General features: G+C 72.4%; 3 protein-coding genes. All 3 read left to right on the top strand.

Annotated elements, in window-relative coordinates; translation table 11 throughout:
* Nucleotides 1-2951: SDR family NAD(P)-dependent oxidoreductase (locus tag ACWD0F_RS50505; RefSeq protein WP_449890075.1), on the top strand; the 2951-nt coding region annotated here is incomplete at its 5' end.
* A gap of 36 nt (nucleotides 2952-2987) precedes the next feature.
* The gene (locus ACWD0F_RS50500; RefSeq protein ID WP_449890073.1) at nucleotides 2988-12566 is read left to right on the top strand and encodes an SDR family NAD(P)-dependent oxidoreductase; all 9579 of its coding nucleotides are present in this window, start codon (nucleotides 2988-2990) and stop codon (nucleotides 12564-12566) included.
* Nucleotides 12567-12680: 114 nt separating this feature from the next.
* Nucleotides 12681-16180, top strand: a 3500-nt coding sequence (locus ACWD0F_RS50495) for a type I polyketide synthase (RefSeq protein WP_449890071.1), incomplete at its 3' end; no start/stop codon positions are given.

Genomic DNA, 16180 nt, shown 5'->3' with positions numbered 1-16180 from the left:
TCCCGATCATCTCCACCCGCACCGGACAACCCATCCAGACCTTCACCGCCGAGCACTGGGTCCGCCAACTCCGCGACACCGTCCGCTTCGCCGACGCCGCACACACCCTCCACCACCACGGCGTCACCACCCACCTCGAACTCGGACCCGAACCCGCCCTCACCCCGCACATCACCCAGGGCACAGCCATTCCTCTCCAGCGCGCCACCCAAGACCAGCACACCCACCTGATCAACGCCCTCGCCCAAGCCCACAACCACGGCGTCACAGTCGACTGGACCACCATCCACACCGGACACACCGTCCAACTCCCCACCTACCCCTTCCAACGCCAGACCTACTGGGTCAAGCCGTCAGCGTCGCAAGCGGACCTGACCTCGGCAGGGCTGACGGTCACGGGACATCCCCTGCTCACCGCGGCGGTTCAGGCCGCCGGCACGGACGCGTTGATCCTCACGGGCAAGATCTCGCCGGCCACCTGCCCCTGGCCGGCCGATCAGACGATCAACGGGCACGTCTTCCTGCCCGGGAGCGCGTTCCTCGACATGGCCGTCCACGCCGCCGATCACCTCGACCGCAACGTCGTCACCGCTCTCACCATCCACGCTCCCGCGATCCTGACGCCCGATCAGCCGCTCCACCTCCAGCTCGCCGGCACGCCTGAAGAAGGCGGGCACTCGCTGACGATGCACACCCGCACGGCGTACGACCAGCCGTGGACCCACCACGCCACCGCGACGCTGCGCAACGAGCTGCGAGCCGAGCCCGCACCGCTGACGTGGCCGCCGACCGGCGCCGAAGCGATCGACCCGGCGGAGATCTATGACGAGATGGCCGCGGCCGGGCGGGAGCTCGGGCCGGTCTTCCAAGGGCTGCGCGGACTCTGGCGGAAAGGCGATCACACCTACGCCGAGGTGTCGCTGCCCGAGGAGATCTCCGCGGCGGGCCACGGCGTCCATCCCGTTCTGGTCGAGACCGCACTGCTGGCTCTCGGGCTGCGGGGCGAATCCGTGCTCCTGCCGGTGAGCTGGGAGAACGTGCGGCTGCACGCCGCCGAGGCCCGTACGCTCCGGGTCCACCTGCGCCGGACCGGGAACGAGTCGTACCAGTTGCACGCCAGTGACACGAGTGGCCTGCCGGTGCTGACGGCCGGAGCCGTCATGCTGCGGGACAGTTCACCGGATTTCGCCGCCGACGGCCGTCAGACGTTGCTCGACTCGCTGTTCCGGCTGGACTGGACGGCGGTCCCGGTGGCAGCCGCCGAGGCCGACGGCGAGTTCGTCGTCGAGTCGGTGGAGCCGTCCGGCGACGACGTGGTGCGGGCGACGCACCGAGCGACTCAGGACATGCTCGCCCTGGTACGGAGCCGGCTCTCGGAGGACAGGCCGGGCGGCGACCGCCTCGTGGTGGTGACCCGTTCAGCGGTCGTGATCGGGGAGCACGAGGAGCCGGACCTGCCCGGCGCCGCGGTGTGGGGCCTGATCCGTTCCACGCAGAACGAGCATCCGGACCGGTTCGTGCTCATCGACACCGACGGCACCGTGCCGATCCCGGTGGCGCTCGCGACGGGCGAGACGCAGCTCGCCATCCGCGACGGCCAGGTCCTGATCCCCCGCCTCGCCATGACGCCCGACACCCCGGGCGCACTCTCGCTCGACCCCGGCGGCACCGTGTTGATCACCGGTGGCACGGGCACGCTCGGCGGCCTCGTCGCCCGGCATCTCGTCACCACGCACGGCATCCGGCATCTGCTGCTGACCAGCCGGCACGGAGCCGAGGCCGAGGGTGCGGCCCAGCTCGTCCGTACGCTCACCGAGCTCGGCGCCACCGTCACGATCGCCGCCTGCGACGTCGCGGACGCCCGGCAACTGGCGGCGCTGCTCGGTGGCGTCCCCGCCGAGCATCCGCTGACCGCGGTGATCCACACCGCGGGTGTCCTCGACGACGCGCTCGTCACCGACCTCACGCCCGAACGCCTCGCCACGGTCCTGCGGCCCAAGGTCGACGCGGCCTGGAACCTCCATCAGCAGACCGCGGGCCTCGACCTGCGGGCCTTCGTGTTGTTCTCCTCGGCGGCCGGCATCCTCGGCGCGCCGGGGCAGGCCAACTACGCGGCGGCCAACGCCTTCCTCGACGCATTGGCCCAGCACCGCGTCGCACGGCGCGTACCCGCCACCGCACTCGCGTGGGGCCTGTGGGAACAGGTCAGCGGGATCACCGGCCATCTCGACGACGCGAACCTGGCCCGCATCCGCCTGTCCGGCATGGTCCCGCTCACAGCGCAGGAGGGTCTCGCCCTGTTCGACGCCGCGTTGAGCGCCGGACAGCCGGCGCTCGTGCCCGCGCGCCTCGATCGGCGGGCGATCCGGGCTCGTGCCATGGGCGGGACGATCCCGCCGCCGCTGCGGGGCCTGGTACGCGTCCGGCGGTCCGCGGACGCCCAGGCGGCCGCGGGCGACTGGGCACGGCGGCTGGTCAACCACACGCCCGCCCAGCAGCACCAGCTTCTGCTGCAGATGGTCCGGTCGCACACCGCGCAGGTTCTCGGGTATGGCGCGGCGGACCGGGTCGACCCCATGCGGGCGTTCAAGGACGTCGGCTTCGACTCCCTCACCGCCGTGCAACTCCGCAACGAGCTGAGCAGGGCGACGGGGCTGGCGTTGCCGGCCACGCTGGTGTTCGACCACCCCAATCCGGCCGCGCTGGCCGCGCACCTGTACGACCTGCTGGCCCCGGCCCAGGTTCCCCCGATTCTGCGGCACCTCGCCGAGCTGGAGGAGCGGGCCGGCGACGTCGGCGCGGACGAGGAGCTGCGCCAGAAAGTGGTGGCGCGTCTTGAGGAGGTCTTCGCCCTGCTGGGCAGGCCACGGGCCGGTGACGACACGGTGCTGGACAGGATCGCGTCGGCCTCCACCGAGGAGATCTTCTCCTTCATCAACAACGAACTGTGAACGCACGACCGAGGTTTGGAAGGCAGGGGGCTCCCGATGGCCACCGAGGACGAGCTGCTCGGCTATCTCAGGCGGGTGACCGCGGACCTGTACCAGGCCCGGCAGCGGCTGGCCGAGCTGGAGTCGGCCGATCAGGAACCCATCGCCGTCATCGGCATGGGCTGCCGGTATCCGGGTGGCGTGCGCTCGCCCGAGGACCTGTGGGACCTGGTCGCCCGCGAGGGGGACGCCATCTCGGGTTTCCCGGTGAACCGCGGCTGGGACCTGGCCGGCCTGTACGACCCTGATCCCGGGCAGCCGGGCAAGACCTACACCCGTTCCGGTGGTTTCCTGCACGACGCCGACGAGTTCGACGCGGCCTTCTTCGGGATCAGTCCGCGCGAGGCGCAGGCGATGGACCCGCAGCAGCGGCTGATTCTGGAGACCGCGTGGCAGACCGTCGAGCACGCCAGGATCGATCCGTCCGCCTTGCACGGCAGTGACACCGGGGTGTTCACCGGGCTGATCGGCAGCGACTACGCCGCCCGGCTGTTCAACCAGCCCACTGCCGAGTTCGAGGGCTACCTGATGACCGGCAACAGCACGAGTGTGGCCTCCGGCCGGACCGCGTACGCCCTGGGCCTGCGGGGCCCCGCCGTGACCGTGGACACCGCGTGTTCGTCCTCCCTGGTGGCACTGCATCTGGCCATGCGCGCGCTGCGTTCGGGGGAATGCGGGCTGGCGCTCGCCGGGGGCGCCACGATCCTGTCCACTCCCACGGTCTTCATCGAGTTCAGCAGGCAGCGCGGCTTGGCGGAGAACGGCCGGTGCAAGGCGTTCAGCGCCGACGCCGACGGCACCGGCTGGGGTGAGGGCGTCGGCATGGTGCTGCTGGAGAAGGTGTCGGACGCCGAGCGTCACGGTCATCGGGTGCTCGCGGTCATCCGCGGCTCCGCCGTGAACCAGGACGGCGCCAGCAACGGCCTCACCGCGCCGCACGGCCCGTCGCAGGAACGGGTCATCAGGGACGCGCTGGCCGGCGCGGGACTGAAGCCCTCCGACGTGGACGTCGTCGAAGGGCACGGCACCGGGACGACGCTGGGCGACCCCATCGAGGCGCAGGCGCTGCTGGCCGCCTACGGCCAGAGCCGGGAGCACCCGCTGTGGCTGGGCTCCGTCAAGTCCAACATCGGCCACACCCAGGCCGCGGCGGGCGTCGCCGGCGTGATCAAGATGATCATGGCCATGCGGCACGGGATCCTGCCCAAGACCCTGCACGCCGGTACGCCGTCACCGCATGTGGACTGGTCGGCCGGGCAGGTCGCGCTGCTCGGCGACGCCCGGGAGTGGCCGCGGCACGGCCGGCCCAGGCGGGCGGCCGTGTCCTCGTTCGGCATCAGCGGCACCAACGCGCACGTCATCCTCGAACAGGCGCCGGCGGCAGCACCGGGCAAGCCGCGGGCCGGCGCCGCGAGCGGGCCGCTGGCCTGGGTGGTCTCCGGCCACAACGAGCAGGCGCTGCGCGCCCAGGCCGCTCAGGTCGTCGCGTTCGCCGAGGCGCGTCCGGAGCTGCCCGCCGCGGACCTGGGTCTGTCGCTCGCGACGAGCCGGGCGGCGCTGAGCCTGCGCGCCGCCGTCGTGGCCGAGGACCGCGCGGACCTGTGCGCCGGTCTTCGGGCGCTGAGCGCCGGCGAGCCGGATCCCCGTCTGCTGACCGGCTCCGCGACCAAGGGCAAGCCGGTGTTCGTCTTTCCGGGTCAAGGGTCGCAGTGGACCGGCATGGCCGTGGAGCTGCTGGATTCGTCACCGGTGTTCCGCGAGGAGTTCCTCCGGTGCGCGGAGGCGTTGTCCGCCCACGTCGGCTGGTCGCTGGTCGACGTGCTGCGCGGCACGGAGGGAGCGCCCGGTTTCGACCGTGTCGACGTGGTGCAGCCCACCCTGTTCTCGATCATGGTCTCGCTGGCCGCGCTCTGGCGCTCGTACGGGCTCGAACCCGCCGCCGTCGTCGGTCACTCCCAGGGTGAGATCGCCGCGGCCTACGTGGCCGGGGCGCTCGGGCTCGCCGACGCCGTACGAGTCGTCGCGCTGCGCAGCATCGCGATCACGAAGCTCGCCGGGCAGGGCGGCATGGCCTCGGTGCCCCTGCCCGCCGAGGAGGTCGAACGACGGCTGGGCGCCGTGCGCGACCGGGCGTGGATCGCGGCGGTCAACGGGCCGTCGTCCACCGTGATATCGGGTGAGCCGGACGCGCTGGACACGGTCGTCGGGGCCTGCCAGGCGGAGGACGTGCCGGCCAAGCTGATCCCGGTGGACTACGCGTCCCACACTCCGCACGTGGAACGGTTGCGCGACCAGATCCTGCGGGACCTGGCGCCCATCCGCCCCGTACAGGCTGGTGTGCCCTTTTTTTCCACCGTGACCGGGGACTGGCTGGACACCACCGAGATGGACGCGGACTACTGGTACCGCAACCTCCGCCACCAGGTGCGCTTCGAGGAGGCGACGAAGGCGCTGACCGGCCAGGGTTACACCTTGTTCGTCGAGTCCAGCCCGCACCCGGTGCTCACCGTGGCGATCGAGCAGACCGCCGAGCGGCACGGCGCCGGCGGAGTGGCGGTTCCCACGCTGCGGCGGGACCGCGGTGACCTCCGCCAGTTCGTCACGGCGGTCGCGGAGGCCCACACCAAGGGCGCGGTGATCGACTGGGCCGGTGTCTTCGGTACGCACGGCGCCGAGCTGGTCCCGCTTCCCGGTTACGCGTTCCAGCGTCAGCGTTACTGGGCGGAGACGCACCAGAGCACCGATCTCGGCGCGGCCGGGCTGAGCGCCGTGGAGCATCCGCTGCTGAGCGCGTCGGTCCAGCTCGCGGACGCCGACGGGCTCGTCCTCACCGGCCGGATCGCCCCGCACACCCACCCCTGGCTCGCCGACCACGCCGTCTCCGGCACGGTCCTGCTGCCCGGCACCGCCTTCGTCGAGCTGGCGCTGCAGGCCGGGCAGCAGTGCGGGCACCCGGTGCTCAGCGACCTCACACTCGAAGCGCCCATGCTCCTGCCCGGCGAGGAGAACCTCCGGATCCAGCTCGCCGTCGAGGCCGCCGACGACGTCGGCCGGTGCCGGTTCACCGTGCACTCCCGCGGCGATGACGAGGCGCCGTGGATCCATCATGCGACGGGGTTCCTGAGCAGGACCGGACCGGAGGCGACTGCGGACGACGCGTGGCCGCCGCCTTCCGGCGCTCGTGCGGTGGACCTCACGGGCAGTTATGCGCGGCTGGCCGAGGCAGGCTATGAGTACGGCCCGGCGTTCCAGGGACTGCGCGCGCTCTGGCAGCACGGCGACGACCTGTACGCGGAGGTCGATCTGCGGGAGGAGGTCTCGGCCACCGGGTTCGGCCTGCATCCCGCCGTTCTCGACGCCGTCCTGCACAGCCTGCCCGTGTCCGCCGGCGGCCAGGAGGGTGAGGGGATCCGGCTGCCGTTCGCATGGAGCGGCTTTCACCTGCACGCGGGCGGCGCCACGGCGTTGCGGGCGCGCATCACCCGCACCGGCGCGGACGACTACCGTGTGGTCGCGGTGGACCTGGCCGGGGATCTGGTCGCGACGGCCGAGGCGCTCACGGTCAGGACCGTCACCCCCGGGCAGTTCGGCGGTATCCGGCCGGCGCTGAGGGACACGCTCTTCCGGGTGGACTGGGCCGAGGTTCCGGCATCGGCCGCGGAGCCGTCCGGCGAGGTCGAGCTCCGCCACGTGGCGGAGACAGCCGGTGGCGACGTCCCCGCATCCGTGCGGCACGCGCTGCACGAGGTCCTGCGTCAGGTGCGGGAGTGGATCGCCGAGGACCGGGAGGGTCGGCTCGTCCTCGTGACGCGCGGCGCCGTGGCCGTCCAAGAGACCATCACAAACCCGACGAACCGCGAGACCGTCACGGACCTGGCGAACCACGAGACCGTCACGGACCTGGCGAACCGCGAGACCGTCACAAACCCGACGACCCGCGAGACCGTCACGGACCTGGCGAACGCCGCGGTCTGGGGTCTGGTGCGGTCGGCGCAGAACGAGCATCCGGGCCGGTTCGTGCTCCTCGACCTCGACGGCGACGGCGAGGTCCCGGCGGCGCTGCCGGACGGCGAACCGCAGCTCGCCGTCCGCGAAGGCCGGTTCCTGGCGCCGAGGCTGGTGCCGGTCACCGGCCCGCCGCCGGAACGACGCCCGCTCGATCCGGCGGGCACCGTGCTGATCACCGGCGGGACCGGCACCCTCGGCGGCCTGATCGCCCGCCACCTGGTCACCGCGCATGGCGCCCGGCACCTGCTGCTCGTCAGCAGGCGGGGCCGCGACGCCGAGGGCGCGGCCGAGCTGGAACAGGAGCTCACCGCACTGGGTGCGAACGTCACCATCGCGGCCTGCGACGTCTCGGTCTCCCGGCACCTGGCGGCGCTGCTGGCCGGCGTTCCCGCGGCGCATCCGCTGAGCGCCGTCGTCCACGCGGCCGGCGTCCTCGATGACGCCCTGATCACCGAGCTCACCCCCGAGCGCCTGGACACGGTGCTGCGTCCCAAGGTCGACGCGGCCTGGAACCTCCACGAGCAGACCCAGCACCTCGACCTCCAGGCGTTCGTCCTGTTCTCCTCGGCGGCGGCGACGCTGGGCGCTCCGGGGCAGGGCAACTACGCGGCCGCCAACAGCTTCCTCGACGCGCTGGCGCACGTCCGGCCGGCCACGTCGATGGCCTGGGGTCTGTGGGAGGAGACCAGCGCCATGACCGGACGGCTCGACCAGGCCGGCCGGGACCGCATCCGCCGTACCGGCGTGGTTCCGCTGCCGACAGCGGACGCGCTGACCTCCTTCGACGTCGCGCTGAGCGCCGGGCATCCGCACATCGTCCCGGCGCGCATCGATCGCCGAGCCCTGCGGGCGATGGCCGAGTCGAGCGCGCTCCCGCCCCTGCTGCGCGGCCTGGTCCGGGGCACCACGCTGCGGACGGCACGCAACGCGGCCGGCGAGGGCTGGGCGGCGCGCATCATGGCGCTGCCGGAGCACGAGCGGCAGGGCGCGGTGCTCGATCTCGTCCGGCTGTACGCCGCCAGTGTGCTCGGGTACGCGGGGCCCGGCGAGGTGCACGCGAACCAGCCGTTCAAGGACCTCGGCTTCGACTCCCTCACCGCCGTCCAGCTCCGCAACCAGCTCGCCGCCGCGACCGGGCTCACCCTGCCCGCCACCCTCGTCTTCGACCATCCCACCCCCACCGCACTCGCCACGCACCTCCACGCCCGGTTCACCGGCCGGAGCAGCCGGCGGCCGGCGGTGCGGGCCGCCACCGGCACGCGGGCCGACCCGATCGTGATCGTCGGGATGGCCTGCCGCTACCCGGGCGGGGTCCGCTCGCCGCACGATCTGTGGCGGTTGCTCGCCGACGGCGTGGACGCCATCTCCGGTCTTCCCACCGACCGGCACTGGGACCTGGCCGGCCTGTACGACCCTGATCCCGACCGGCCTGGAACGATGTCCACGCTGAACGGCGGGTTCCTGACCGACGCGGCCGAGTTCGACGCGGGGTTCTTCGGGATCGGCCCGAGGGAGGCGCTGGCGATGGACCCGCAGCAGCGGCTGATCCTTGAGACGTCGTGGGAGGCGGTGGAGCACGCGGGCATCGATCCCGCGTCGCTGCGCGGCACGCCGGCCGGCGTCTACGTCGGGCTCATGGGCGGTGACTACGGCATCCACCTGATCCAGCAGCGCACACCAGGGCTCGACGGGTTCCTGATGACGGGCAACAGCAACAGCGTCGCGTCCGGGCGGCTGGCCTATCACCTCGGCCTGCAGGGTCCGGCGGTCACGATCGACACCGCGTGCTCGTCCTCGCTGGTCGCCATTCATCTGGCCGAGCAGGCCCTGCGCGGCGGTGAGTGCTCGCTGGCGCTGGCGGGCGGGGTGACGGTGACGGCCACGCCCGCGGTGTTCGTGGAGTTCAGCAGGCAGCGCGGGCTCGCGGCGGACGGCCGCTGCAAGGCGTTCTCGGCGGAGGCTGACGGGACCGGCCTCGGCGAGGGCGTCGGGATGGTGGTCCTGGAGCGGCTTTCGGACGCCCGGCGCAACGGCCACCCGGTCCTGGGGATCATCCGCGGCAGCGCGGTCAACCAGGACGGCGCCAGCAACGGCCTGACCGCGCCGAACGGACCGGCCCAGCAGCACGTCATCCGGCAGGCGCTGGCCAACGCCGGGCTGACCCCGTCCGACGTGGACGCGGTGGAGGCGCACGGCACCGGAACCAGCCTCGGCGACCCGATCGAGGCGCAGGCCATCCTGGCCACCTACGGCCAGGACCGCGACCGGCCGCTGCGGCTGGGCTCCATCAAGTCGAACATCGGCCACACGCAGGCCGCGGCGGGCGTCGCCGGCGTCATCAAGATGGTCATGGCCATGCGCCACGGAACACTCCCCAGGACCCTGCACGCCGACCGGCCCAGCCCGCACGTCGACTGGACCTCCGGGGCCGTCAGCCTGCTCACCGAGGCGCAACCGTGGGAGCGCAACGGCCATCCCCGGCGCGCCGGGATCTCCTCCTTCGGCATCAGCGGCACCAACGCCCATCTCGTCCTGGAGCAGGCACCAGACTTCGATCCGCCTGGCGGGCCGCCGAACGGCCGGCCGTCACCGGACCTGGCGTGGTGCCTGTCGGCACGGGACGAGCGGGCCTTACGCGCTCAGGCGGCGCGCCTGGCCGAGTTCACCGGCCTGCGTCCGGACCTCGACCTGGCGGACGTCGGCTACTCCTTGGCTACGACGCGCACCCTGTTCGACCACCGGGCCGTGATCGTCGGCCGGGCCCGTGCGGACTTCGAGCACGGCCTGCTCTCCCTCAGCCGGGGTGAGCCCGCCCCGGGCACGATCACCGGAACCGTGCCGGGCCAGGACCCCAAGCTGGCCTACCTCTTCGCCGGGCAGGGCAGCCAGCGCCACGGCATGGGGCGGGAGCTGTATGAGGCGTATCCGGTGTTCGCCGAGGCGCTCGACGAGATCTGCGCGGCGTTCGATCCGCATCTGTACCGTCCACTCCGGGAGGTCATGTTCGCTCCGCCGTCCGGCGCCGGCGCGGAGCTGCTCAACCAGACCCGCTACACCCAGCCGGCGCTGTTCGCGTTCGAGGCCGCGCTGTTCCGGCTGCTGGAGTGGCACGGGCTGCGCCCGGACTACCTGATCGGGCACTCCATCGGCGAACTCGCCGCGGCGCATCTGGCCGGCGTGTTCGATCTCGCCGCGGCGTGCACGCTCGTCGCGACCCGCGCCCGGCTGATGCAGGCGATGCCCGCCGGCGGCGCGATGGTCTCGGTGCACCGCACCGAGGAGGAGATCCTCCCCTTCCTGCGCGGCCACGAGGACACCGTCTCGATCGCGGCGGTCAACGACCCCCGGTCGGTGGTGCTGTCCGGGGACGGACCGGCGATCCGGTCCATCGCCGGTGCGCTGTCGGAGCTCGGGCACCGCACCCGCGAGCTCAACGTCAGCCATGCCTTCCACTCGCCGCACACTGATGCGATCCTGGCCGAGTTCCGGCAGGTGGTCGGCGGGTTGCGGCTCGCACCACCGGTCATCCCGGTCGTCTCCAACGTCACGGGGACGGTCGCGACCGCCGATCAGATGTGCTCGCCCGACTATTGGGTGGATCATCTGCGGGGCACCGTCCGGTTCCGGAACGGGATACGGGCGCTGCGCGATCACGGCGTCACGACGTACCTCGAACTGGCCCCGCATCCCACGCTCACGCCACCGGCGGAGCTGACGCTCGGCGGCGACGGGCTGGTCATCCCCACCCTCCATCTCCGACAGGCGGAGCCCACCGGCGTCGTCACCGCGCTGGGCCGCGCGCACGCAGCCGGTCACCGTCCCGACTGGACGAAGCTGACGCCGGGGGCCACCAGGGTCGAGCTGCCGACCTACTCCTTCCAGCGCAGGAGGTTCTGGGCGGGCGGGCCGGCCCGCCGGGACGAGACGACGGCGGATGCCGCCTTCTGGTCGGCGGTCGAACGTGCGGACGTGGCCGCGCTGGCCGGGGTCCTGCAGCTCGACGGAGCCGGGCAGGAACTTCTCGACGCCGTCCTGCCCTCGTTGTCCGCGTGGCGGCGGGCCAGGAAGTGGTGGCACCGGATCACTTGGGACAAGCCGCCCGCGACCCCGCTCGGGGGACCTTGGTGGTTGCTGACCGGCGGCGGTTGTGACGCGCGGTCCACGGTCGCCGTCGAGCAGGCGCTCGAGGCACACGGCGCCACCGCCGTGACCACTGTCATGATCACCGACGCGGCCTCCAGCGTGACCACCGTCGCGGCCCCCGGCGTAACCACCGGCACGACCACTGGCACGGCCCCCGGCGCGACCACCGGCGCGACTGCCGGCGCCGACGATCTGGCCGATCGGCTGAAGCGAGCCAAGCCCGCCGGGATCATCGTGATGCCCGGCACGGGCCTGACCCGGGCGGCGGCGGAAGCCCTGCGCGCCACCGAAGCGGTGCTCTGGATCGCCTCAGGGGAAGGGGACCGGACGGCGTCACGGATTCTCGCCGGTGAGCGGCCGCACCGGACGGGGTTCGCCGAACTGCCGGCGACCATCGACGACGTGACCGCCGCGGCCTTCGTGGCGGCGCTCTCCGGCTCGGCGGACCACCTGAGGGTGCGGCCCGGCGGTGTTCTGGCCCGTCATCTGGTGCCGATGCCGTCCGACGTCAAGAGCGCGGGCTGGCGTCCGAGCGGCACGGTGCTCCTGACCGACGTCGCGCACGAAGTCAGCGCCGAGACCGCGCGCTGGCTGGTGAAGAACGGCGCGAGCCATCTCCTCGTGGTGGCCGCCGAGGACACCGAGGTCCAGGAGCTCGTGGCCGGCCTGCGCGAGCTGGGCGGGGCGGTCACGGTCGTGGACGTCGATCTGACCGACCCGGCCGGTGCCGCCGGGTTGCTCGCCGCCGTTCCCGCCGGGCATCCGCTGAGCGCGGTGTTCCACACTGCACCCCTGCGCGAGGAGAGCGAGCCGCAAGCCACGGACGTCGCCAGGCATCTGGACGAGCTGGCCGCCGCGGCTGAGGCGCCGGCGTTCGTGGTGTTCGCCTCCGGCGACGGATTCGCCCCGGCCGCGACCCGCCGGGCGGGAGGACCCCCCGTGACCTCGGTGCGCTGGGGTGCGGTGGCGCCGAAGTTCGCCCTCGGCGGGCTGCCTGCGGCGATCAAGGCGGGTGGTGACTTCCTGGTCGCCGAGCTGCCTGATCCGCCCGATCACGCGCACGGATCGGACGGCGGCGCGACGTCCGGCGAAGCGCGGTCCCTGCTCGATCGTCTGGCGCGGGAGCCCGAGCCGCGACGGCAGGCCATCGTGCTGGAGCTGGTCAGGGCGAAGGCCGCGCTCGTACTCGGCCTCGAACCGCCCGCCACCATCGGCGCCGACGAGGAGCTCTTCGAGGCGGGCCTGTCGTCGTTGAGCGCCATGGAGCTGCGTGACGAGGTGAGCAAGGCGACCGGGCTCGTCCTGCCGATGACGACCGTCTTCGACCTGCCGACACCGGCGGCGCTGGCCGCGCATCTGGCGCGGGAGCTCGCCCCACCGGAGGTCACCGATGGCGGCGACGAGGCGCCCTTGTCCGCCCTTTAGACATCGTGAAGGCCCTCCTAAGCCGCGCGGCCCAAGATGGGCCGACGCCGTCTGACGTACGAACCAGGCCTGGACCCAGGACAGCGCGGACAAAGGACAAGGTGAAGCATGGCGATGAGCGCGGTCACGACCATCCCCGCGGCCGGCGATCCCGGCGAACCCATCGCGGTCATCGGCATGAGCTGTCGCCTGCCCGCGGCGCCCGGCCCCGAGTCGTTCTGGCGGCTGCTGACCGGCGGACGCCACGCCATCACCGCGCCGCCGGCGGGCCGGTGGGACGATCCGGGGCCGCCCGTCCGGTTCGGCGGCTTCCTCGACCAGGTCGACCGGTTCGACGCGGCCTTCTTCGGCATCTCCCCGCGCGAAGCCGCGATGATGGACCCGCAGCAGCGACTCGCGCTGGAGCTGAGCTGGGAGGCACTGGAGAACGCGCGGACGGTGCCGGGCGCGCTGCACGACAGCCATACCGGCGTGTTCGTCGGCGCCATGTGGGACGACTACGCGACCCTGCTGCACCAGCACGGGACGAGCGCGATCACCGCGCACACCATGACCGGCCTGCACCGCGGCATCATCGCCAACCGGGTGTCGTACACGCTGGGTCTGCACGGCCCGAGCTTCACCGTCGACGCCGGGCAGTCCTCTTCCCTGGTGGCGATCCATCTGGCGTGTGAAAGCCTGCGGCGCGGTGAGTCCAGCATGGCCATCGCCGGTGGCGTCAACCTGAACCTCGCCCCGCAGCGAACGGTCAGCGCGCACGAGTTCGGCGGTCTGTCCCCTGATGGGCGCTGTTTCACGTTCGACGCGCGAGCCAACGGCTTCGTGCAGGGCGAAGGCGGCGGGATCGTGGTGCTGAAACCGCTGTCCCAGGCGGTCCTGGACCGTGACCGGATCTACTGTGTGGTGCTGGGCAGCGCGGTCAACAACGACGGCGGCACCGACGGCCTGACCGTGCCGAGCCGGCTCGCCCAGCAGGAGGTCCTGCGGACGGCCTACCGCAGGGCGCGCGTGTCGCCGTCCGTCGTGGACTACATCGAGCTGCACGGCACCGGAACCAGGGTCGGCGATCCGATCGAGGCGACGGCGCTCGGCACGGTCCTGGGCTCGGAACGAGCGCCCGGCAGCCCGCTGCTGGTCGGGTCGGTCAAGACCAACGTCGGGCATCTGGAAGCCGCCGCGGGTGTCACGGGATTCCTCAAGACCGCGTTGAGCGTCTTCCACCGGCGGATCCCGGCCAGTCTCAACTTCGAGCGGCCGAATCCCGCCATCTCCCTGGCCGAGCTGGGCCTCGAAGTCCAGCGTGCCGTGCGGCCATGGCCCGATGGCGAAGGTCCTGCGGTGGCCGGCGTGTCGTCGTTCGGCATGGGCGGCACGAACTGCCACGTGGTCATCGCCGAGGCGCCCCAGCCGTGGCCCCCGGCGGAAACGGGCGAGCCCGCCGGACGCGAGCGATTGTGGGTGTTGTCAGGGAAGTCCCGGCAGGCGCTCCGCGACCAGGCCGCGAACCTGCGCGCGCACCTCGTCCGCGAGCCGGCCACGGATCTGGACGCGGCCGGCCGGACCCTGGCGACCGGCCGGACGCACTTCCCGTACCGCGCCGCGATCACCGCCACCGGCCAGGAGGAGCTGCTGCCCGCGCTGGAGGCGCTGGCGCAGGGCTCGGCCTCGTCCGCGTCCGTCCAAGGGAAGGCGGCGCGGCCCGCCAAGACCGCGTTCGTCTTTCCCGGGCAGGGATCCCAGTGGATCGGGATGGCGGGCGAACTGCTCGATACGTCCGCCGTCTTCCGGGACGCGGTCGGCCGGTGCGCCGAGGCGCTGCTCCCGTACACCGGGTGGTCGCTGCTTGACGTGCTCCTGGACCGTCCTGGTGCGCCCTCGCTGGAGCGGGTGGACGTCGTGCAGCCCGCGTTGTTCGCGATGATGGTCGCGCTCGCCGAGACCTGGCGCGCGCACGGCGTGCATCCGGACGCGGTCGTCGGCCACTCCCAAGGGGAGATCGCCGCGGCGTACGTCGCCGGCGCTCTGTCGCTGGCGGACGCCGCCAAGATCGTCGCTCTGCGCAGCAAGGCGATCCGGGCGATCGCCGGCACCGGCGGCATGGTGTCCGTCCCGCTGCCCGCCGAGGATGCGGCGCAGTTGTTACGCGGGTACGACGGCGTGCACATCGCCGCCGTCAACAGCCCGGGCACGACCGTGGTCGCCGGAGACGCCGACGCCCTCGTGAGGCTGGTCTCCACCTGCAACGACGACGGCGTACGGGCCCGGCGCATCGACGTCGACTACGCCTCGCACACCCCGCACGTCGACGCGCTGCGTGACACCCTGCGCACGGAGCTGGCGGGCATCACGCCACGAGCCGCCCGCATCCCCTTCTACTCCACCGTCACGCGGGACGTCATCGACACCCCGGCTCTCGACGAGCACTACTGGTTCGCCAACCTCCGCACCGGCGTCCGCTTCCACGAGACGATCACCGCCATGCTCGACGACGGGCACACGCTGTTCATCGAGGTCAGCCCGCATCCGGTGCTGACGACACCGATCCAGGAGAGCATCGAGGCGTCGGGGCACAGCGCCGCCACGCACGGAACGCTCCGCCGCGGCCACGCGAGCGCCACCCAACTGCTCAACGCGTTCGCGCAGGCCCACACCTGTGGCGCCGAACTGGACTGGGACACCCTTTACGCCGGCCGCGAGCTCGCCGACCTCCCGACCTACCCGTTCCAACGGCGACGGCACTGGTTCGGCGAGAGTGAAGCGGCCGAGACGAGCCCGTCGGCCCCGTCCACCGACCTGTTCGGCCTGGTCCGCGCGCACGCTGCGGCGGTGCTGGGACATCCTGGCCCGGACGCCGTGGATCCGGCTCTGACGTTCAAGGATCTCGGCTTCGACTCCGCACTGGCGGTCGAGCTGCGCAACCGGCTGAACGCCGCCACCGACGTCACCCTGCCCACCAGCGCGTTGTTCGACTATCCGACCCCGCTGGCGCTCATCGGCCATCTGCGTGACGCGCTGGCCGGCGTCCGGACCACGCAGCCGGTCACGACCATGGCCGCCAAGCTGGATGAGCCGATCGCCATCACGGCCATGGCCTGCCGATATCCCGGCGGAGTGGCCAGCCCCGAGGCGCTCTGGCAGCTGGTGGCCGACGGCGTCGACGCCATCACCGAGTTCCCCGGCAACCGCGGCTGGGATCCGGAGGTCTACGACCCGGACCCCGGCCTGTCGGGCAAGACGTATACGCGGCACGGCGGATTCCTGCACGACGCCACCGAGTTCGACACGGCGTTCTTCGGCATCACGCCCCGCGAGGCCACGGCGATGGACCCGCAGCAGCGTCTGCTGCTGGAAACCTCGTGGGAGGCGCTCGAACGGGCCGGCCTCGACCCGGTGGCCTTGCGAGGCGACCGGGTGGGCGTGTTCGTCGGCGCGATGTCCCAGGATTACGGGCCACGGTTCACCGAGGGGCTCGATGGATACGACGGTTATCTGCTGACCGGCAACACGGCCAGTGTGGCGTCCGGGCGGATCTCGTACGTCTTCGGGTTCGAAGGCCCCGCCATCACCATCGACACCGCCTGCTCCTCCTCCCTCGTCGCCATCCACCTCGCCGC

The sequence above is a fragment of the Nonomuraea sp. NPDC002799 genome (assembly GCF_053592075.1).
Note: the sequence above shows the minus strand (reverse complement) of the source record. Positions and strands in the feature narration are given on the sequence as shown.